The following is an 18,917-nucleotide window of genomic DNA, read 5'->3' on the forward strand; positions in this document are numbered from 1 at the left end:
ATACAGTATTTGCGGTAAAATCCGTTCCACATCATGAACCGATCAGCTACTCTTGCCGCGCCTGAAGCCGTCCATCCATCGCTATGGCTGGCGTCGCAGCTGGCGCACAGCGCTACCCGCTGCGTCGACACCGGCTTTGCCGCCTTGTCGGCGCAGCTGCCGGGCGGCGGCTGGCCGTTGGGCGTGCTGATCGACCTGCTCGTGCAGCAGCACGGCATCGGCGAGCTGCGCCTGCTGCGGCCGGCGCTGCTGGGACTGGGCAAGCGGCCCATCGCGCTGCTGCAACCGCCGCACGCGCCGCAGGCGCTGGCGCTGGCGGCCCTGGGGCTGGAACCGTCGCAGCTGATCTGGATACGCAGCGGCGCCAAAAGCGGCGACGCCTTGTGGGCCGCGGAACAAGTGCTGCGCAGCGGCTGCTGCGGCGCGCTGCTGCTGTGGCAAAACCATGCGCGCGGCGAAACGCTGCGACGCCTGCATCTGGCGGCGCAAAGCGGGGACACGCTGTTCTGCATGCTGCGGCCGCTGGCCGCCGCGCAGGATGCGTCGCCCGCGCCGTTGCGGCTGTCGCTGCATACCGCGCCGGGCGGCGTCAACATCGGCTTTGTCAAACGACGAGGGCCGCAGCGCGACGCCCCCTTGTTCTTGCCCTTAACCCCATCGCTCTTACAACGCCATGCGCCTCTGGATCGGAATACACCTGCCACGGCTCCCGCTCGAAGTGTTCTGCCCGCGCTGGTCGGATGACCGCTGTACGGTGGTGCTGGAGCAGGAGCGGGTGGTGGCCATGTCAACGCTGGCGGAACAGGCCGGGGTAGAGGCGTGCATGCGGCGCGGCGGCGCGCTGATGCTGGCACCGCAAGCGCAGTTCCAGCAGCGCGCGCTGCAACTGGAGGCGGATGCCCAGCACGCGGTGGCGATGGCGCTGCTGCAATTCACGCCGCAGCTGGCGCAGGCGGAGGAGGCCACGCTGCTGCTCGACGTGGGCGCCAGCCTGCGCCTGTTCGGCGGCGTGCGCGCGCTGTGCCGGCAAGTGGCGGCCAGCATGGAGGCGCTGGGTTTTACCGCCGTGCTCAGCTGCGCGGCCACCGCGCGCGGAGCCTGGTTGCTGGCCCGTAGCAATGCCGGACGGGCCTTGACGATGGAGGCGTTAGCGCGGCGCATGGACCGCTTGCCCAGCAGCCTGCTGCCCCCGGCTCGGCCCTACCTGAGCTGGTTGGAGGGCATCGGGTGCCTGACGCTGGGCGAGATGCGCCGCCTACCGCGTCCCGGCTTGCAGCGCCGCTGCGGCCGGGCCTTGCTGGACATGCTGGACGACGCCTACGGCGAACGGGCCGAGATGCACCAATGGCTGGCGGCGCCGGCCAGCTTCCGCGCCAAACTGGAGTTGTTCGACCGCGTGGAAAACGCCGAGGCCTTGCTGTTCGGCGCGCGCCGCCTGCTGCAACAGCTGACCGGCTGGCTCAGCGCGCACCAGTTCGCGGTCGAGCGCATCCGCCTGCTGCTGGAGCATGAACGCGGCAAGGTGGCCGGCCCGCCGACGGTGATCGACATCGTGCTGGCCGAGCCGGTCTGGCGCGACGAGCATCTGGTGCGCCTGCTCAAGGAACGACTGGCCAAGCAGGTGCTGGATGCGCCGGTGATCGGCCTGTGCCTGGAGGCGCCGCAGGTACAGCCGATGGCGCCGCCGAGCGACTCGCTGTTCCCCGAGCCGGGCGGCAGCAAGGAGGACTGGCAGCGCCTGCTGGAAGTGCTGACCGCGCGGCTGGGGCCGGAGAACGTGCTGCAGGCCGCGCCGCGCGCCGACTACCGCCCCGAGCAGGCCAACGCCTGGGTCAGCGTGCAGGAAAAAATCCGTCCCTCCGACGCCCGCGCCCAGCTGCCGCCGGACATGCCCAGCCTGCCGCGCCCTGCCTGGCTGCTGGCCAAGCCCATCCCCTTGCTGATGCGCGACCACCGGCCGTTCTACGGCTCGCCGCTGAAGATCATGTCCACCGGCGAGCGCATCGAGGCCGGCTGGTGGAGCACCATGCAAACCCGCGACTATTTCATGGCCGAGGGCGAGGATTTCGCCCACTACTGGCTGTACCGGGAGCGCACCGGCCACGAGGGCGAACAGTCGGCGCGCTGGTATCTGCACGGTTTGTTTGGTTAAATGGAGGCTGTCATTTACAGCAGGAAGCACCATGCGATCTGAACGATTTGAATTCCCCGGCGCCGACGGCCAGAAGCTGGCGGCCCGGCTCGATATGCCGACGGGGGAGATCAAGGCCTATGCCTTGTTTGCCCATTGCTTCACCTGCGGCAAGGACGTGTTTGCCGCCAGCCGCATCGCCCAGGCCCTGACCGAGCATGGCTTTGCCGTGCTGCGTTTCGACTTCACCGGCCTGGGCGCCAGCGAGGGCGAATTCGCCAACACCAATTTCTCGTCCAACCTGGCGGACCTGCTGGCGGCGGCCGACTATCTGCGCGGAAGCCGCATGGCGCCCAGCCTGCTGATCGGCCACAGCCTCGGCGGTGCGGCGGTGCTGGCGGTCGCGGCCCAGGTGCCGGAAGTGAAGGCGGTGGTGACGCTGGCCGCGCCGAGCGACCCCGGCCAAGTGACCGGCATGTTCAGCCAGCACCTCGATGAAATCGCCCGCACCGGCGAGGCGCAGGTGCAGCTGGCGGGCCGGCCTTTCCGCATCAAGCAGCAATTTGTCGAGGATGCGGGCGCGCACAATTTGAAGGTGAAAATCGCGGCCCTGAAGCGGGCCTTGCTGGTGATGCACGCGCCGGGCGATGACACGGTGGGCATCAGCAACGCGATGGAGATTTTCACCGCCGCCAAGCATCCGAAGAGCTTCATCTCGCTCGACAGCGCGGACCATTTGCTGACCGATCGCGACGACGCCGTCTACGTGGCGAACCTGATCGCGGCCTGGAGCGATCGATATATCTGAATAACATTGTTATATAATATTTTCTTTTGTTTAATGCCTGGCTGCGCCGGCAAATCAGGAAAGGTTAGCGATGAACGTATTCAAACAGAGCTTCGGACAGTGGCGCGCACTCGGCGCCGTGGTGGGCATGGCCGGCGCGATGCTGGCGCCGCCGGCGCAAGCAGATGGCCGCAGCGCAACCCACAACCTGCTGACCAACGTGGCGCGCGCCAACAGGAGCCTGGGCATCACGGAAAACGACAGCCGTGCCGTGCCAACCCTGGTGCGCGGCATGTACGTGCTGAACGATAACAAGGGCGCCTTTGTTGGCATCATCAATGAAGCGGGCACGATCTACGGCGACGCGCAAGGCTTTCAGGTATTCACCACCAACGGCACTCCGCCGCGCAAGATGAACAGCGAAGAGTTGAACGATCTGCGGCAGGAGGTGATGGGCGCCATCGAGTACGACAAGCTGATCAAGGTCACTTATGGCGACGGTGGCGGCCGCAAGCAGGTGCTGTTCTCCGCCGTCGATTGCGGCTTTTGCCAGCGCTTCGAGCAGGAGCTCAGCAAAAATGGACGCGGTGTGAACACCACCTTCTACGTTTTGCCGTCGTCGCTGCAGGAGCTCAAGGGCGCGGGCGTGGCGAAATGGCAGACCGCGTCGCGCCTCTGGTGCGCCGAGAATGGCGCCGCCGCCTGGAAGAAATACTGGAGTACGCTGGACGTGGCGCCTGGCCGCACTTGCGAGTTCGATCCGAAAACCGCCGAACAAACCGGACTGAACCTGAAGCGCATCCTGGCCGGCCTGGGCGCCCGCATCCACGGTACGCCGAGCATCTTGCGCGAGGATGGTTCGATCCTGAACAACGAGATCAATATGGACTTCGCTTACATGAACAAGGCTTTCGGCAGCGATGGCTTGCCCAAGCTGGCGGCGGCCAAGCAGCCGCAGTGGCTGGTGGCGGCGGCCGATGTGCCGTCATCGCAGAATGGCGACGACGCACAGCAGACCGCTGCGCAGCCGGGCGCGCAGCAGTCGAAGAAAATCAAGATCGATGTGAAGGATGCGTTGAAGAAGCTGTTTAACTAAGGCCGGAGTTACTCGTCGTCGAATTCTTCGGCGAGGTCTTTCCAACCCTTGCCGGCGGCGAAGGTGTTGAATTCGTCCGGCGCTTCCAGCACCAGCAGTTTGCTTTCCTGCAGGACGGAGTCGCCGGCGGTCAGGGCCGGGCCCTTGTAGCCGACGGTGCGCAGTTGCGCGACCACGGCGTCGATCAGCGATTTGTCCTTGTGCAGGCCGCTGATCGAAGCGCTAAAGTCCACATACACGTCGATCGCGCCGTAACCTTCGTCGAAGATACGGATCGCCTTGGCGTCATGGGCACGGCCGGAGCCGTCGGTGGCCTTGAAGGGGCCGCTGAGTTGGATGTCGGTGTCTTTGTTCATACGATTAGCATACACCAAATCATCCGTTCGCCGAAGCGCCCGGGCTGGCCGGGCCTAGCGCGAGACGGCGTTGCGGCCCTTGTGCTTGGCCCGGTACAGCGCCTGGTCGCCCAGTTCGTAGATCTGGTCCTGGCTCAGCGTCGCGTCCGGCTGTATGAAGGTCAGCCCCAGCGACAGCGTCACATGACCGCCGGGCGTATTGGCCTGGTGCGGGATGCGGCGCGCTTCCACGTTGGCGCGTATCTGTTCGGCCAGCGCCTCGCTTTCATTGCTGCTGTTGCTGGCGAACAGGCAGGCGAACTCGTCGCCGCCGATGCGGAAGCACAGGTCGCCCGGCCGGTGCAGCGTCTTGTGCATGGCGTCGGCAACGGCCTTGAGCACGTGGTCGCCTTGCGGATGGCCGTAGTGGTCGTTGTATTCCTTGAAGCGGTCGACGTCGATCAGCAGCAAGGTCAGCAGGCGGCGGTCGCGTTGGGCGCGCTTTTGTTCTTCGCCGAAGCGGATGTTGAAATAGCGGCGGTTCTTCAGCCCGGTCAGCTCGTCGGTGACGCTGTCGACCTGCGCGGCCTTGGCTTCGGTGATGTCGGTGGAGAAGGCGCAGGTGGCATAGACCTCGCCGTCGTCGTCGAGCAGCGGGAACTTCACGGTCATGTAGGTGTGCAGCGTCTTGTCGCGGTGGTAGACCGATTCTTCCTCGTGGATGGCGCGCTTTTCCAGCGCGGCCATGCGGTCGTTGCGCCACAGCTGTTCGGCGATTTCGCGCGGGAATAATTCAAACACATTGGAGCCGACGAAGCTTTCGGCATCGTAGCCATCGAGGATCTCGAAGTGGCGGTTGGCCATCGTGACATTGCCTTGCAAATCCTTAGTCGAGATCAGGACGGAGGCATTGTCGAGCAGGGCGCGGAATATGCGGTCGGACGCGCGCAACTCTTCTAGCTCGGTGCGCGGTGGAGGATGGGTGTCGTTCCGATCTGGCATGGGGCCAGTATAACCTGATGGGGCGCCGGCACAACTGGCCGGCCCCCAACGGTACGACAATTACTTCAGCGGTTGCAGAATTGCCTCAAGGCGGTCCGGCGTGCCTTCGATGCGTTCCAGGCGCGGATACTTCAGGCCGCCGTGGTAGTCGAGCGCGTAGGTCTGGTACAGATTGCCCTTCTTGACCAACAGGCTGATCGGTTCCTTGCCGGTCTTGGCCGCGGTGACGGCGGCGCGCAGCACTTCGGCCTTGTAGGCGCGGCCGTTGACGGCCAGCAGCGTGCTGCCGCCCGACAGGCCGGCCTTGAAGCCCAGGCCTTCCCACTGGAAGGCTTCCAGCTTGCCTTCCGCACCCACCGAGAAGCCCAGCGAGTACTGGAAGTTGGCCGACTTGCTTTGTTCTTCCTGGGCCTTCATGAAGTCGGTCGGCTTGTCGGTGTAGACCAGTTTCCAGCCGGCGCGCGCCAGGCCGTCCAGCGGAGCGCCTGGGCCGTGGCCGTCGAGGCGGGTGCGCAGGAAGCTGGCCCAGTCGTAAGGCTGGATGGCGTTGAGCGCCTTCACCACATCGTCAAACGTGTAGTGCTTGGCGACGTTGACGCCGTCGTCGACGCCGAAGAAGTTGCGGGCGAAGTCGTTCAGCGAGCGCTTGTCGCCGGATTTTTCGCGTATCAGGGTGTCGGCGTCCAGCCAGATCAACTCGCCTTCCGAGTAGTAGTCCTCGGCGCGCTGCCAGTTGTTCCAGCCTTGCGGACGGCGGGCGTTGACGATCGGATCGTTGGTGGTGTCCTGCACCGCGCGCCATTCGCGGCCGCGGGTGTTGTCGTAGCGGGCGGCGGTGGCGGCCAGCAGGTCGCGCGTGTGCTCGGTCTTGATCAGTCCGGAACGGGCGGCGATCACCGCGCCCCAGTACTGGGTCTGGCCTTCGTACACCCACAGCAGCGAGTTCTGCAGCGGGGTGTTGAAGTTGGGGACGTTCTGGTCGGCCGGGCGGCGGAACTTGCCGTTCCACGAGTGCGTGAATTCATGCGGCAGCAGTTCGCGCCGCGCCTCGTGCTTGGCCCACTCGCTGAAGTAGCCCAGCTTGACGCCGTTCTCGCTCGACTGGTGATGCTCGCGGCCTATGCCGCCGAACTCGTCGCTGATGGCGAACAGGAAGTCGTAGTGCTGGTAGTGCTGCGAGTTGAACAGCTTGTAGGCCTGCTGCACCATGGCGCGGTGCGGGGCGATCTGTTCCGGCGTCGCTTCCAGCTGCTCGGCCGTGTCGGCCACCACGTTCAGGTGCACCGGCACTTTCGCGCCCGGGTCGAGGTCGATGCGGCGGAAGTGGCGGCCGGCGAACAGCGGCGAATCCATCATCGCTTCCAGGTCCAGCGGCTTGAAGGCGATCTCGTCGCCGTTGCGCGTGGCGGTCTCCAGCGCGGTGCCGTATTGCCAGCCGGCCGGCACGGTCAGGTTGGGCTGCATGGTGATGCGGCGGCTGTTGTAGCCGGCCGGGTACAGCGTCAGCGATTGCCATTGCACGCCGAGGATGTCGTTGGTGATCGTGGTGCGGCCCTGGTTGGCTTCCACCGGCGACAGGTACTGGAATTCCACCTCCACCGACGATGCATCCTTCGGCACCTCGATATGGAAGGCGTAAACGTTGACGGTGTCGCGCTTCCATTCCAGCGGCTTGCCGTTGGCGCTGACCTTGAGGCCGGCGAACTGGTTCAGCGCGCCGCTCGGGCCGTGGTTGGCCGGTATCCACTGCGGATACAGCAGCGTCAGCTTGCCCGGCTTGGCGGGGATGCTCTCGCGCACGCGGAAGATTTGTTGCGCCGTGTTGGTGGCGTCCACTTTCAAGACGATGGTGCCTGGGTAAGGCTGTTCGGAGATGGCTTCTGCCTGGGCGCTGAAGGCGGTAGCCATCAGGACGGCGAGGGCGGCACGAGATATAGACATGTGGTCGATAAATGGGATGGACAAGAAGAAGAGTGTAGCACGGGGGTAACTTGCAAATCTGGCAAAGGCATGGCGCAGTGCAGCGTAAATATTTTCAAAAAAATTTGCGGCTCTGGGGATCTTGTGGCCGTTTTTCAAGGCCTTGAAAGCCCCGGAAACCATCCTATATCGGACTCAGTGGTTGCCCAGATGGGGACCACCGAGGGGAATCTTCCCCGCCCATATCGCTTAACTTGAAAAGGATATCTACCATGCGCAACTTCGACCTGACCCCACTGTATCGCTCCGCCATCGGCTTCGATCGTCTGGCACAACTGCTGAACGACGCCCAGCGCGGCGATGCCACCCCTAGCTACCCACCGTACAACATCGAGCTGGTCTCGGACGACCAATACCGCATCGTGATGGCGCTGGCCGGCTTCGACCGTTCGGAAATCGACATCACCTTCGAACGCGATTCGCTGCACGTGGTTGGCCGCAAGCAGAAGGATGCCACCGAGCGCACCTATCTGCACCGCGGCATCGCGGCCCGCGATTTCGAGCAGCGCTTCCAGCTGGCCAACCATGTCAAGGTGACCGGCGCCAGCTTCGACAACGGCATGCTCAGCATCGAGCTGGTGCGCGAAGTGCCTGAAGCGCTCAAGCCGCGCAAGATCGTCATCGGCGGCGGCGAGAACGTCACCGCCCTGGAGCAGCGCCAAGCCGCCTGATCCGGCCTGACTGAGTAGTCCTGACTGGCCGGTATATCCGGCCAGTTTTGCGTAAACTTCACCCCGCTTGTAAGCAATTGTATAGTTAAGACGGGTCTAAGTTTTTACCCTCATATTGGATACATCTACAAACCTCATTCATTCAGGAGTGCAGCTATGTCCGTATCGACTCTCAAACGTGCAGCCCTTGCCGTGGCCGTGCTGGGCGTGATAGGCGTGGGCGGCGCCGTCGCCGTTCAACAGGGAACCGCCGTTGCCGCCGCCCCCGCCGTGGCCCAGGCCGCCGCGCCGCAAGCGGGTACGCCCGTCGCCGTGCCTGCGCCGACCATCGCGCTGCCCGACTTCAGCGTGATCGCCGAACATAACGGCCCGGCCGTGGTCAACATCAGCGTCACCGGCAGCACCAAGACCGCCTACGACGGCGGCGAACAGGCCGGCCGCGCAGATCCGTTTGCCGACGATCCGTTCTATGAATTCTTCCGCCGCTTCCAGGGCCCGCAGCAGCGCGGCGGCCAGCGCAGCGTGCCGACCCACGGCCTGGGCTCGGGCTTCATCATCAGCGCCGACGGCATCATCCTGACCAACGCCCACGTGGTGCGCGACGCCAGCGAAGTGGTGGTCAAGCTGACCGACCGCCGCGAGTTCCGCGCCAAGGTGCTGGGCTCCGATCCGAAAAGCGATGTGGCCGTGCTGAAGATCGACGCCAAGAACCTGCCGGTGGTACCGCTGGCCAAGGGCAACGACCTGAAAGTGGGCGAGTGGGTGCTGGCCATCGGCTCGCCATACGGCCTCGACAACACCGTGACCGCCGGCGTGGTCAGCGCCAAGGGCCGCTCGCTGCCGGACGGGAATGTGCCGTTCATCCAGACCGACGTCGCCGTCAATCCCGGCAACTCGGGCGGCCCGCTGTTCAACACGCGCGGCGAGGTGGTCGGCATCAACTCGCAGATCTACAGCCAGACCGGCGGCTACCAGGGCTTGTCATTCGCGATCCCGATCGAGGTGGCCGGCAAGATCAAGGACCAGATCGTTTCGACGGGCAAGGTCACGCACGCCAAGCTGGGCGTGACGGTGCAGGAGATCAACCAGGGCTTCGCCGATTCCTTCAACCTGGCCACGCCTGAGGGCGCGCTGGTGTCCAATGTCGAGAAGGGCGGCCCCGGCGACAAGGCAGGTCTGAAACCGGGCGATGTGATCCGCACGCTCAACGGCGCCAAGATCGTCAGCTCCGGCGATTTGCCGGCAATGGTGAGCCTGGCCACGCCAGGTGATAAAGTGACGATAGAAGTCTGGCGCCAGGGCAAGCTGGAATCGCTGAAAGCCACGCTGGGCAACGCCAACGACAAGGTCGCGGCGGCCGATGGCGAGCGCCCCGACCAGGCCAGCGCCAAGCTGAAGCTGGGCTTGTCGCTGCGTCCGCTGGAAAGCATCGAGAAGCGCCAGTCCGGCATTCCGAACGGCTTGCTGATCGAGGATGCGCGCGGCGCGGCGGCCAATGCCGGCGTGCAGCCGGGCGATGTGCTGCTGTCGGTGAACGGCCGTCCGGTCAACACCATCGAGCAGGTGCGCGAGGTGGTCGACAAGTCCGGCAAGTCGGTGGCATTGCTGATACAGCGCGGCGACGATAAAATCTTTATCCCGGTGCGACTGGGCTAAGCCGGAACGCCGGCAGAACGCAACACAAAAACAGAAAGGAAACAATATGCGACTTCTGCTGGTAGAAGACGACACGATGATCGGCGAGGTAGTGCTCGACCTGCTGAGGGCCGAGCACTACGCGGTCGACTGGGTCAAGGACGGCGACATGGCCGACACCGCGCTGCAAACCCAGACCTACGACCTGGTGCTGCTGGACCTGGGCCTGCCGCGCAAAGACGGCCTCGACGTGCTGCGCTCGATGCGCGCGCGCAAGGAGCTGACTCCTGTGCTGGTCGCCACCGCGCGCGACGCCAAGGAACAGCGCATCGCCGGCCTGGACGCCGGCGCCGACGACTACGTGCTCAAACCCTACGACCTCGACGAACTGCTGGCGCGCATCCGCGCCTTGCTGCGCCGTTCGGCCGGCCGCGCCGAGCCGATCTTCGAACACGGCGGCGTGACGGTCAATCCGCAAACCCGCGAAGTGATCGCCGAAGGCAAGCAGGTCAACCTGTCGGCGCGGGAATGGGCGGTGCTGGAAGCGCTGATCGCTCGGCCGGGCATCGTGCTGTCGCGGCATCAGCTGGAGGAAAAGCTGTACAGCTGGAAGGATGAAGTCAACAGCAACGCGGTTGAAGTCTACATCCACGGCCTGCGCAAGAAGCTGGGCGCGGAACTGATCCAAAACGTGCGCGGCCTGGGATACATGGTGCCCAAACTATGAAGGTGAAGATGCCGTCGCTGCCACGGGTGCCCGTGGTAACGCACTCGCTGCGCGGACGTTTGCTGTGGTTCCTGCTGGCCGCCATCACGATGGCGGCCATCGCGCAGGCGATGATCGCCTACCGCAGCGCGCTCAGCGACGCCGACCAGATCTTCGACTACCACATGCAGCAGATGGCGATGTCGCTGCGCTCCAGCGCCACGCTGACCAACAAGGCGGCCGACACGGCGGCCGATCCCGAAAACGACGACCTGGTGGTGCAGGTATGGACGCCGGACGGCGCGCAAGTGTTCCGTTCGCTGTCGCGCGCGGCGCTGCCGCAGCGGGCCGTGCTGGGCTTCTCCAACGTCAAGGCCAACAACACCACCTACCGCATCTTCTCCGTCCAGACCAGTAACCAGACGGTGCAGGTGGCGCAGGACATGGCGGTGCGCCAGCGCATGGCGGGCACGCTGGCGCTGCGCACGGTCGGCCCGATCGCCGTCATGGCGCCGGTGCTGATGCTGGTGGTGTGGTGGGTGGTCAGCGGTTCGCTGGCGCCGGTGTCGCGCGTCAAGCGGCAGGTGGCGGCGCGTCAGGCGGACGATCTGTCGCCGGTGTCGGAAAACGATTTGCCCGATGAAGTGCTGCCGCTGGTGCACGAGCTGAACCTGCTGTTCGGCCGCGTGCGCACGGCGTTCGACGCCCAGCAGCACTTCGTCGCCGACGCCGCCCACGAACTGCGCTCGCCGCTGGCGGCGCTGAAGTTGCAGGTGCTGAGCCTGGAACGGGCGCAGGACGAGGCCGCGCGCAGCGTCGCCATCGGCCGCGTCACGGCCGGCATCGAGCGCGCCACGCGGCTGGTCGAACAGTTGCTGGTGCTGGCGCGGCAGGAAGGCTCGGTCAACGACGTCAAGCTGGAGCCGGTGCCGATCAGCGACCTGGTCAAGCGCACGCTAGGCGACATGGCCGGCCTGGCGCAAGCCCGCCAGATCGACCTGGGCCTGCATCATGCCGACGAAGCCGCCGTGGATGGCCAGCCCGATGCGTTGATCATCCTGCTGCGCAACCTGGTCGACAACGCCATCAAGTACACGCCGGCCGGCGGCACCGTCGATATCGACCTGCGCCGTGTTGCGGGCGCGACCAAGGCCGCGCCGGGCCGCGTCATCCTCTGCGTCGAGGATTCCGGCCCCGGCATCCCGCCGGAAGAGCGCGAGCGCGTGTTCAGCCGCTTCTACCGCGTGCCGGGCAGCTCGGCCGGCGGTAGCGGGCTGGGGCTGGCGATCATCAAATCCATCGCCGAACGCCACGGCGCCGCGCTGACCCTGGGCCAGTCCGAGCGCCTGGGCGGGCTGCTGATCAAACTCGATTTTCCTGAGACTGCAAGGGCCACTCCAGTCTAAAATGCAACTTTGACATGGCGTTGGAGTGGCGTATGAGGAAAATCGGCTTTTCGGGCACCCTGGACCCGATCACCAACGGGCATATGTGGGTGATGAACGAAGCCCGTTCGCTGGCGGACGAGGTGGTGGTGTTCCTGTCCGAAAACCCGGCCAAGAAGCCCAAGTTTTCGGCCGAGGAGCGCAAGAACATCATCGCCCTCAGCTGCGCCGAGCAGGGCTGGGACAATGTGCAGGTGGTCATCGTCAAGGGTGACTACACGGCGCGCGCCGCCAAGAAGCAGGGCGTGCACTGCCTGATACGCGGCATCCGCACCACTGCCGATTTCGACTATGAAAACCTGATACAGCAAACCAACGTCGACGTGCTGCAGGGCGCCAAGACCATCTTCGTCATGCCGCCGCGCGACCTCGGCTCGGTCAGCTCCAGCTTCGTCAAGGCGCTGGAAGGGCCGATCGGCTGGAACTGGATCATGAAGAAATTCGTGCCCGGCCCGGCCTACCACGCCTGGGTGCTGAGCTGGCTGCGCAAGGAGTGGGAAACGCTGTGGGACTACGCCCACCGCGACGCCACCGCCATCGCCCATGCCGATCAATGGTTCGCGCAGCTGACCGGCGCCTCGGCCTACGGCGGCCCGGCGCGGCACTATCACAACCTCGACCACCTGGTGCACGGCCTGTGCGAGATCCGCGTGTGGGCGGCCAACACCGGTCCCGATCCGGCGGACGTGGACATCGTCAAGCAAGCGTTCTGGTTCCATGACGCCGAGTACGGCCACGGCGGCGATCCGGGCGCGCTGACCAACGAGGAAGCCAGCGCCCAGCTGTGGCTGGGCAGCCACCTGGGACAGGAGATGGGCGACGCGGCCGAGCTGATACGCGCCACCGACCACTTCCAGGAAGCTTCGATCAGCCACCGCCTGAAGGACACGCTGCTCAGCGTCGACCTCGCCATCCTCGGGCAGGACGACGAGGTCTACCAGAACTATGCGCGCGCGATCCGGCAGGAATACATCCATCTGCCGGACCCGGAGTACCGCCGGCAGCGCGGCGGCGCGCTGGCCCATCTATGCCGCAAGGCCGAGGCCGGCCAACTGTTCGGCAACGCCTATTTCGCCGACCAGTACAACGAGCGCGCCATCGACAATATGCAGCGGGAGATGGAGCGGCTGGCCGCTGCGTGAAAAAAAATCACGGGGCCACCGTCATAGGTGCGCGGTATCCGCGGTGATAAAGTGTGTAGATTCGATGCATATTACGAACTATAGTGCATTGACTTTCCGCAAACTTTCTCACCGGAGGAGTTATGCCTGCTCATCTTCAAGTGATCGCCAATTCCGATGATGCCCTGCTGGCCTGGACGCCAGAGCCCTGGAGCGATGACATCGTCGGCTTCCGCCTGGAACGCAAGGATTTGCTGACCGGCAATATCAAAGTACTCAACAACCGCATCCCGGCCAGCTCGGCGGGAACGGCCGTGCCGGCCGGCGGCATCGCCTCCACCGACTCGCCGATACGCCGCTGCATGTGGATGGACCACGACGTCGAACAGGCCGGCAAGGCCGCCTACCGGGTGACGCCGATGACGGCCGGCGCGAACGGCGCCGGCGGCTTCGTGCTGCGCGAGGCCGAAGCTTCGGACTGGGTGGCGCCGCGGGCGGCGGACGCGTCGTCGGAAGGCGTGGCCGCCTACTTCAACCGCGGCACCATCATGTCGCAGGTGGTGACGCGGCTGGTTGGCGGTGAAGTCAGCATCAAATCGCTGAAGGCCCTGAAGGCGCAGCTGGCCGAGCCGGGCTATCCGGGGCGCCGCTACCTGGCGGGGCAGGCCCGTCATGCGCTGCTGGACTTCATGGCCAATGCCGACCGTCGCGGCAACCACATCTACGCCGCGCTGTATGAGCTGAACGATCCCGAGCTGATCGCCGGCCTCAAGGCGTTCGGCGAACGCTGCCATCTGCTGCTGGGCAACGGCACCTCCACCTTCGACGACACCGCGCATGAGCTGGAGGCGGCCGGCGTCATCGTCAAGCATCGCGACCTGTCGCACAAGGGCGCGTCCAGCCCCAGCGTGCACAACAAGTTCGTGGTCGAGGTGGAACCCGCAGGCGGCCAGGCGCAGCGCGTACTGACCGGCAGCACCAACTGGACCACCACCGGCTTGTGCACGCAGTTGAACAATGTGCTGGTGGTCGAGCGTCCCGTCACCGCCAATCGCTTCTATCAGCAATGGCGCAAGCTGGCCGAAGTGGGCGACGACATGCCCGACGCGCTGCGCGTTGCCAACGGCCGTCCCACGGACGACGGCAAGGTGACGACCTTCTTCGCCGCCACCAAGGCGCAGGCGGAATTTGCGCCGGTGCTGGAGGCGATCGCCAACGCCAAGCAGGGCGCGCTGTTCTTGATGTTCATGCCGGGGCAGTCGCCGCTGCTGCAGGCGCTGCTGGCGCGCGTGACCGAGACGGATGCGCCCTACATCCGCGGCGTGGTGTCGGCGGTGACGCAGAGCGAGAAGGGCGTCGTCACCGAGCACAACGCGCAGGTGATCGCCAACGGCGCCGACCTCAATCGCTTCCATAACGAAGTGCTGAAGCCGGACGGCGTACCGCCGGCCAATCTGCCGGCCTGGGCGCTGGAGGAATTCCAGCGCAGCATGTACCTGAATGCGGGCTTGAACGCGATCATCCATTCGAAGACGATAGTCATCGATCCGTTCTCCGACGACTGCATGGTGGTGACGGGATCGCACAACTTTTCGCCGGCGGCGTCGAGCAAGAACGATGAGAACCTGGTCATCATCCGCGGCGACAAGGCGCTGGCGCAGGCGTATGCGGTGCATATCGAAGGCGTGTACGACCACTTCGCGTGGCGGGCCTTCCTGTCGAACGGCGGCGATCCGAAATCCATCTTCCAGCCGCTGACGGGCTGGAAGAGCGGCAACCGCGCCAAGGAGCTGGCGTTCTGGATGAGCCAGGCCTAGTGCGGAGGCAGTTCGATCTGTTCCTTGCGGGCGGCGACCTGGGCGCCGAGCGCATCGAGGTCCAGCTTGGCCTTGCGGGCCTTGGGGAACATCTCGGTTTCTTCTTCCTTGACGTGATGGTCGATCAGCTCGGATAGGACCTTGACTTTGGCATCGTACAGATCGCCGGTGGGCTCCATCGAAATGATTTGTGCGATCAGGTCCTTGGCAGAGGCATGCTCGACGACGGCTTCGTCGAGCATGTCGTCATCCTTGGTGGCGGCGCGCACGGCGGGGTAGAAGATTTCCTCTTCGGCGGTGGCGTGCTTGGTCAGTTCGGTGCAGATCTGCAAAGCCAGTTTTTGTTTGCTGACGTGCGCGCGGTCGCCCAGTTCTTCGTATTGTTCGAACAGCGACTTGACGTGCTCATGGTCTTCCGTCAGCAACGTGATCGCATCCTGGACATCGGTTTCGGTCGGGATAGGCTTGGGGATTTTGTCCTGCGGACGGGCGGTGGTTCTCATGTCGGCTCCTTGCGTGGCGAATGATAGGGGGATACTGCTTACCCAGTCTAGGAGCGCGACTAATGAAGGTCTGTGCGCTGCTCAACGCTGCCGTTGTTGTCGCTGGCTCTGTATTGCAAGAACAAACACCGTGTCGATATCGGCAAAGTACCTGTAAATAACGACATAGCCATGTCTTCGCTTGCCAATGAAGAGTTCCCGTTTGCCGTCGCGGATGGAATGGCCGATCAATGGGGTAAGTTTCAGAACATTGATCGATTGCTGGATTTCCTGAATCTTGGTTGATGCGTTTGGCGTTTTGTTTTGAACTAGAAAATTCAGAATGCGATCGAGATCGTCGATCGCTTCTGGCATCAGTTCCAGGCGTGCCATGATCTGATCAGGGAGTGAAGTTCTTAGGCGTCGGTGGTGGAGGGGTTTCGCCAGCAGCTCGTCGCTTCAGGTAGTCGCTGGCCTCTTCCCAGGAAATTGAGCGCTTGTCCTTCAGGAATTTCTCGAATCTTTCATCGGCGATCGAGTGGATTTTTTCTTTTCCCATGAGCTGGGCAATCTTTTCCGCTATCGACTCCAGGATAAATTCCTGCGCTTTGATTTTGTCGTTGTCCGTTAGGGCATTGAGACTTCGACTGAGTGCGGTTGGCAATTCAATGGTGAGTTTTGGCATGACATTCTCCCGCAGTGATGGTCGATTCTAGCACTGCGGGCCCGCCGGATTTACGACGCCATCAAATGCGCGTCAAAAGCGATTCCAGTTGTTGTGGCGGTGTTCGGCGGCTTCCTTGAGCAGGTAGCCGGCGCGGCGTTCGTCTTTGGGACTCAGGGCGTCGCCCAGTTGTACCGTCATCGCCAGTTCCTGGATCGCCGGCGGATATTCGTGCTCGGCGGCTTCTTCCAGCAGGTGGCGGGCGCGCGCCGTGTCTTGCGCCACGCCCCGGCCTTCCTGGTAGATGTTCGACAGCAGGAACATCGCATGCGGATTGCCCAACTCGCTGGCGGCGTTCAGCCAGTGCGCGGCCTGTGCGTCGTCGCGCGCGACGCCGTCGCCGTTTTTGTACAGCATGCCCAGCACCAGCGCAGCCTTGGCATGGCGCTGCCCGGCCGCCATCGCGTACCAAGGCGCGGCCGCTGCCGGCGCCGCCTTCACGCCCACCACGCCCACCCGCAACATCTCGCCCAACTGGAAGGCGGCATCGACGTCGCCGCCGCGCGCGGCCTGCTCGAACAGCTTGAGCGCATCGGCCCGCTGGTCGGGACGGGTTTGATACAGCAACGCCAGCTCACGCTGCGCCACCGGCATCTGCTGCGCCGACCACGACATCAGCTTGCGCTCGGCGCTGGCGTCGGCCTGCTGCATGGCTCTCATGCCCACGGTTTCGATTTGCGCCGAGGTCGGCTTTTCCTGCTGCAGCTGGCAGCCGAACAGGAACACGCCGGCCAGCACGGCGATCAGCGCGACAGCAGGATAATTTTTAACTTGCATGATATGGACCTCACGATAAGCGGAGCCGGCGTCACCGGCCCCGCGCACCACGCTTTTTTTGCTCAGACTTACTTGCTCAGATCCACCGCGTACTTGGCGAAGCCGTTCGCATCCGTCGCGCCTTCAGCCGTGACGGCGGTGATGCCGCTGCTCTTCGCCAATGCCAGATGGCCAGGCGCCGAACGCAGTATCACCGGACCAGCCGTCGCCACCTTGACGAAGCTCCAGCTGCGCGCGCTGCCGTTGGCCGCCAGCGTGACCTTGCCGCTGGCCGCGCCTTGCGCCGTCAGGTAGTTGCTGACCACGGTCTGGTTGGCGTCCGGCGACTTGATGATGGTCTTGCTGCCGTCGATGCCAGGCACGGCGCCGCCGCCGCCCGCGCGGTAGTCGTTGGTGGCGACGATGAAGTCGTCACCGTCGGCCACTGCCTTGCCCAGGTAGGTCAGGTTGACGATGCGGCTGCCCACCGGCTTGGTCACGTCGATCTGATAGGTCAGCGCATTGTTCTCGGCGTAGAACACGTCGTAGTTGTAGATCGTGCCGTACGACGGTACCAGGTCCTGCTCGGTGGTTTTGGCCGGATCGATCTGGCCGAACTGCTTGGCCGCCGTTTCCAGCCAGGCCTTCAGGTCGGAACCCTTGATCTTCACTGCCTGCAGGTTGTTGTTGCTGTACAGGTAGAGGTCGCCCGGATTGCGCACTTGCAGGCCGATTGGTGCGGCAGCGCTGGCGCCCGGCGCGACGTCGGTGAAGTCCGAAGCACCATTGCGGCCCGCCTTGAACGGCGCGCTGCACGAGATCACCGGAATGTTCTTGTAGCTGGAGATGGTCGCATCGGTGCTGGCGGCGATGAATTTCTTCACGTAGTCCAGCTGCGCCTGGTTGACCAGCTGGATTGCGCTGACGTCGCCGACCAGCGCGAAGTAGGCCGACATCTCGAAGTCCGTGGTCACGCCCAGCGGCTGCTTGGCGTAGGCGATGGTGGCCGCGTGCTCGGTGGCGACGATGGGCGCGATGGCCGGGTCGGCCTTGACGATGGTGGCGCCGTCGGTGTACTTGAAGCCGCGCGATTCCACGCTGGTCTTATCCTGCTGCACCACCCACTTGCCGCCGGTGAAGACCAGCGTCATCTTGATGATGCCCAGGCGACGGCCCCAGCTCTGCGCCATCACGGTCGGCACGCCGTTGACGAAGCCGTTGACGGCGTCGATCTTGGCGCTGGCCGGGAAGGCGGCGAACGATGGATCCAGTGCCGCCGCGCCGGTCTCTTTACCTTTCGGGAAGATCAGGTGCGAGTGGCCGATCAGCAGCGCGTCGATGCCGGTGCTGGTCAGGTGATAGCTGCCGTTTTCCATTTTCGGGCTGTAGGCGCTTGGGTCCAGGCCGCCGTGCGACAGCGCCACCACCAGGTCGGCGCCCTTGCTGCGCATCTCGGGCACGTACTGCTTGGCCGCTTCCTGCACGCCGGTCACGGCGACTTTGCCGGCCAGGTTTTTCTGGTCCCAGTCCAGGATCTGCGGCGGCACGAAGCTCATGATGCCGATGTTCATCTTGACGTCGAGCTTGCTGCCGTCCGGCTTGGTGGCCGAGAAGGTGCGCGGCAGCAGGGTGTACGGCTGGACGATGGGCTTGTTGCTGGCCACGCCGGTGACGTTGGTTAGCACCAGCGGGAAGGATGGCGCACCGCAGGTGCCGGTCGGCTTGGCGACGCCGGGAATGCCGAAGTCGGTATTGGTGATCTGGCTCAGCAGCGGCAGGCCGTAGTTGAACTCGTGGTTGCCGAAGCCGCCGCCGTCGTACTTCATGGCGTTCATGGCTTTATGCACGGCCAGGGTGTCGGTGCAGGCGATCGGCTTGGTCGCGGCTTGCAGGTCGCCCAGCAGGGTGCCCTGGATGACGTCGCCGTCGTCCAGCAGCACGTTGTTCGGATTCTCGGTGCGGGCGGCGTTGACCAGGGTCGAAGTGCGCTCCAGGCCCAGGCTGGTGTCTTCGGCCAGCGAGTAGTAGTTGTAGCTCATCACGTTGGCGTGGATGTCGGTGGTTTCCATCAACGCCAGGGTGACTGTCGTGCCTTCCGGGATCGCCGGAGGAGGCGTGTAATCGCCGCCGCAACCGACCAGACCGGCTGCCGTCATCGCAGCCAACATCACCAGATTTAGTTTCATCGAGACCTCAAAGATTAAGAAAATTCAAGGTGGCGACTGTACC

At 64.4% G+C, this 18,917-nt stretch carries 18 protein-coding genes; 10 read left to right on the top strand and 8 right to left on the bottom strand.

Annotated features, from left to right (window positions below; all coding sequences use genetic code 11):
- The first annotated feature begins 33 nt into the window (after positions 1 to 33).
- The 4 genes from imuA to GEV01_RS05470 all read left to right on the top strand — a co-directional run bounded on the left by imuA (position 34) and on the right by GEV01_RS05470 (position 4,014).
- Positions 34 to 744, top strand: a complete 711-nt coding sequence (imuA, locus tag GEV01_RS05455) for a translesion DNA synthesis-associated protein ImuA (protein WP_152802437.1) — start codon at positions 34 to 36, stop codon at positions 742 to 744.
- Positions 674 to 2,152: a Y-family DNA polymerase gene (locus GEV01_RS05460; protein ID WP_152802439.1), complete on the top strand. Its 1,479-nt coding sequence runs from the start codon at positions 674 to 676 to the stop codon at positions 2,150 to 2,152. The genes imuA and GEV01_RS05460 overlap by 71 nt, the downstream gene beginning before the upstream one ends.
- A 31-nt stretch (positions 2,153 to 2,183) precedes the next feature.
- Positions 2,184 to 2,939, top strand: a complete 756-nt coding sequence (locus GEV01_RS05465; RefSeq protein ID WP_152802442.1) for an alpha/beta hydrolase family protein — start codon at positions 2,184 to 2,186, stop codon at positions 2,937 to 2,939.
- A 70-nt stretch (positions 2,940 to 3,009) separates the two neighbouring features.
- Positions 3,010 to 4,014: a thioredoxin fold domain-containing protein gene (locus GEV01_RS05470; RefSeq protein WP_152802444.1), complete on the top strand. Its 1,005-nt coding sequence runs from the start codon at positions 3,010 to 3,012 to the stop codon at positions 4,012 to 4,014.
- Between the two features lie 8 nt (positions 4,015 to 4,022).
- On the opposite strand, the gene GEV01_RS05475 is transcribed toward GEV01_RS05470, so the two are convergent.
- From GEV01_RS05475 to GEV01_RS05485, 3 genes are read right to left on the bottom strand one after another with little or no spacing between them, the layout of a single operon-like run.
- Positions 4,023 to 4,370 carry a hypothetical protein gene (locus GEV01_RS05475; RefSeq protein WP_070361027.1) on the bottom strand — a complete coding sequence of 116 codons (348 nt, stop codon included), beginning with the start codon at positions 4,368 to 4,370 and terminating at the stop codon, positions 4,023 to 4,025.
- Positions 4,371 to 4,424: 54 nt separating this feature from the next.
- Positions 4,425 to 5,351, bottom strand: coding sequence for a sensor domain-containing diguanylate cyclase (locus GEV01_RS05480; protein WP_152802446.1), 927 nt, complete (start codon positions 5,349 to 5,351; stop codon positions 4,425 to 4,427).
- Positions 5,352 to 5,411: 60 nt separating this feature from the next.
- Entirely contained in the window at positions 5,412 to 7,292 is a 1,881-nt protein-coding gene (locus GEV01_RS05485; protein ID WP_152802448.1) for a M61 family metallopeptidase, read from the bottom strand.
- A 251-nt stretch (positions 7,293 to 7,543) separates the two neighbouring features.
- On the opposite strand from GEV01_RS05485, the gene GEV01_RS05490 reads away from it, so the two are divergent.
- The 6 genes from GEV01_RS05490 to GEV01_RS05515 all read left to right on the top strand — a co-directional run bounded on the left by GEV01_RS05490 (position 7,544) and on the right by GEV01_RS05515 (position 14,726).
- Entirely contained in the window at positions 7,544 to 8,002 is a 459-nt protein-coding gene (locus GEV01_RS05490; protein ID WP_008451218.1) for an Hsp20 family protein, read from the top strand.
- 156 nt (positions 8,003 to 8,158) lie between these two features.
- On the top strand, positions 8,159 to 9,658 hold the full coding sequence (locus tag GEV01_RS05495) for a DegQ family serine endoprotease (protein ID WP_152802450.1): 1,500 nt from the start codon (positions 8,159 to 8,161) through the stop codon (positions 9,656 to 9,658).
- Positions 9,659 to 9,704: 46 nt separating this feature from the next.
- On the top strand, positions 9,705 to 10,364 hold the full coding sequence (locus GEV01_RS05500; protein WP_008451216.1) for a response regulator: 660 nt from the start codon (positions 9,705 to 9,707) through the stop codon (positions 10,362 to 10,364).
- A complete protein-coding gene (locus GEV01_RS05505) occupies positions 10,361 to 11,749 on the top strand; it encodes an ATP-binding protein (protein WP_152802452.1) in 1,389 nt (462 codons plus the stop codon). The genes GEV01_RS05500 and GEV01_RS05505 overlap by 4 nt, the downstream gene beginning before the upstream one ends.
- 32 nt (positions 11,750 to 11,781) lie before the next feature.
- Entirely contained in the window at positions 11,782 to 12,930 is a 1,149-nt protein-coding gene (gene coaD / locus GEV01_RS05510) for a pantetheine-phosphate adenylyltransferase (RefSeq protein ID WP_152802454.1), read from the top strand.
- A gap of 122 nt (positions 12,931 to 13,052) precedes the next feature.
- Positions 13,053 to 14,726 (top strand): phospholipase D-like domain-containing protein, encoded by a 1,674-nt coding sequence (locus GEV01_RS05515; protein ID WP_152802456.1) that lies wholly within the window; start codon positions 13,053 to 13,055, stop codon positions 14,724 to 14,726.
- Here the strand turns inward: GEV01_RS05515 and GEV01_RS05520 are convergent.
- The 5 genes from GEV01_RS05520 to GEV01_RS05540 form a co-directional block, all read right to left on the bottom strand.
- A complete protein-coding gene (locus GEV01_RS05520; protein WP_152802458.1) occupies positions 14,723 to 15,229 on the bottom strand; it encodes a hemerythrin domain-containing protein in 507 nt (168 codons plus the stop codon). The two genes, GEV01_RS05515 and GEV01_RS05520, sit on opposite strands and share 4 nt — an antisense overlap.
- An 81-nt stretch (positions 15,230 to 15,310) precedes the next feature.
- Complete coding sequence (locus GEV01_RS05525; protein WP_152802460.1) at positions 15,311 to 15,601, bottom strand: type II toxin-antitoxin system RelE/ParE family toxin; 291 nt, start codon at positions 15,599 to 15,601, stop codon at positions 15,311 to 15,313.
- Between the two features lie 7 nt (positions 15,602 to 15,608).
- Positions 15,609 to 15,893, bottom strand: coding sequence for a hypothetical protein (locus tag GEV01_RS05530; protein ID WP_152802462.1), 285 nt, complete (start codon positions 15,891 to 15,893; stop codon positions 15,609 to 15,611).
- Positions 15,894 to 15,965: 72 nt separating this feature from the next.
- Positions 15,966 to 16,709, bottom strand: a complete 744-nt coding sequence (locus tag GEV01_RS05535; RefSeq protein ID WP_152802465.1) for a tetratricopeptide repeat protein — start codon at positions 16,707 to 16,709, stop codon at positions 15,966 to 15,968.
- A 68-nt stretch (positions 16,710 to 16,777) separates the two neighbouring features.
- Entirely contained in the window at positions 16,778 to 18,874 is a 2,097-nt protein-coding gene (locus GEV01_RS05540; protein WP_152802466.1) for a bifunctional 2',3'-cyclic-nucleotide 2'-phosphodiesterase/3'-nucleotidase, read from the bottom strand.
- Between the last annotated feature and the right edge of the window lie 43 nt (positions 18,875 to 18,917).

This window comes from Rugamonas rivuli (assembly GCF_009380165.1).
Lineage (GTDB): Bacteria > Pseudomonadota > Gammaproteobacteria > Burkholderiales > Burkholderiaceae_D > Rugamonas > Rugamonas rivuli.

Bases quoted from the DNA above. Each gene is read 5' to 3' on its own strand.
- imuA (WP_152802437.1), top strand. From the start codon at position 34: ATGAACCGATCAGCTACTCTTGCCGCGCCTGAAGCCGTCCATCCATCG.
- GEV01_RS05460 (WP_152802439.1), top strand. From the start codon at position 674: ATGCGCCTCTGGATCGGAATACACCTGCCACGGCTCCCGCTCGAAGTG.
- GEV01_RS05465 (WP_152802442.1), top strand. From the start codon at position 2,184: ATGCGATCTGAACGATTTGAATTCCCCGGCGCCGACGGCCAGAAGCTG.
- GEV01_RS05470 (WP_152802444.1), top strand. From the start codon at position 3,010: ATGAACGTATTCAAACAGAGCTTCGGACAGTGGCGCGCACTCGGCGCC.
- GEV01_RS05475 (WP_070361027.1), bottom strand. From the start codon at position 4,370: ATGAACAAAGACACCGACATCCAACTCAGCGGCCCCTTCAAGGCCACC.
- GEV01_RS05480 (WP_152802446.1), bottom strand. From the start codon at position 5,351: ATGCCAGATCGGAACGACACCCATCCTCCACCGCGCACCGAGCTAGAA.
- GEV01_RS05485 (WP_152802448.1), bottom strand. From the start codon at position 7,292: ATGTCTATATCTCGTGCCGCCCTCGCCGTCCTGATGGCTACCGCCTTC.
- GEV01_RS05490 (WP_008451218.1), top strand. From the start codon at position 7,544: ATGCGCAACTTCGACCTGACCCCACTGTATCGCTCCGCCATCGGCTTC.
- GEV01_RS05495 (WP_152802450.1), top strand. From the start codon at position 8,159: ATGTCCGTATCGACTCTCAAACGTGCAGCCCTTGCCGTGGCCGTGCTG.
- GEV01_RS05500 (WP_008451216.1), top strand. From the start codon at position 9,705: ATGCGACTTCTGCTGGTAGAAGACGACACGATGATCGGCGAGGTAGTG.
- GEV01_RS05505 (WP_152802452.1), top strand. From the start codon at position 10,361: ATGAAGGTGAAGATGCCGTCGCTGCCACGGGTGCCCGTGGTAACGCAC.
- coaD (WP_152802454.1), top strand. From the start codon at position 11,782: ATGAGGAAAATCGGCTTTTCGGGCACCCTGGACCCGATCACCAACGGG.
- GEV01_RS05515 (WP_152802456.1), top strand. From the start codon at position 13,053: ATGCCTGCTCATCTTCAAGTGATCGCCAATTCCGATGATGCCCTGCTG.
- GEV01_RS05520 (WP_152802458.1), bottom strand. From the start codon at position 15,229: ATGAGAACCACCGCCCGTCCGCAGGACAAAATCCCCAAGCCTATCCCG.
- GEV01_RS05525 (WP_152802460.1), bottom strand. From the start codon at position 15,601: ATGGCACGCCTGGAACTGATGCCAGAAGCGATCGACGATCTCGATCGC.
- GEV01_RS05530 (WP_152802462.1), bottom strand. From the start codon at position 15,893: ATGCCAAAACTCACCATTGAATTGCCAACCGCACTCAGTCGAAGTCTC.
- GEV01_RS05535 (WP_152802465.1), bottom strand. From the start codon at position 16,709: ATGCAAGTTAAAAATTATCCTGCTGTCGCGCTGATCGCCGTGCTGGCC.
- GEV01_RS05540 (WP_152802466.1), bottom strand. From the start codon at position 18,874: ATGAAACTAAATCTGGTGATGTTGGCTGCGATGACGGCAGCCGGTCTG.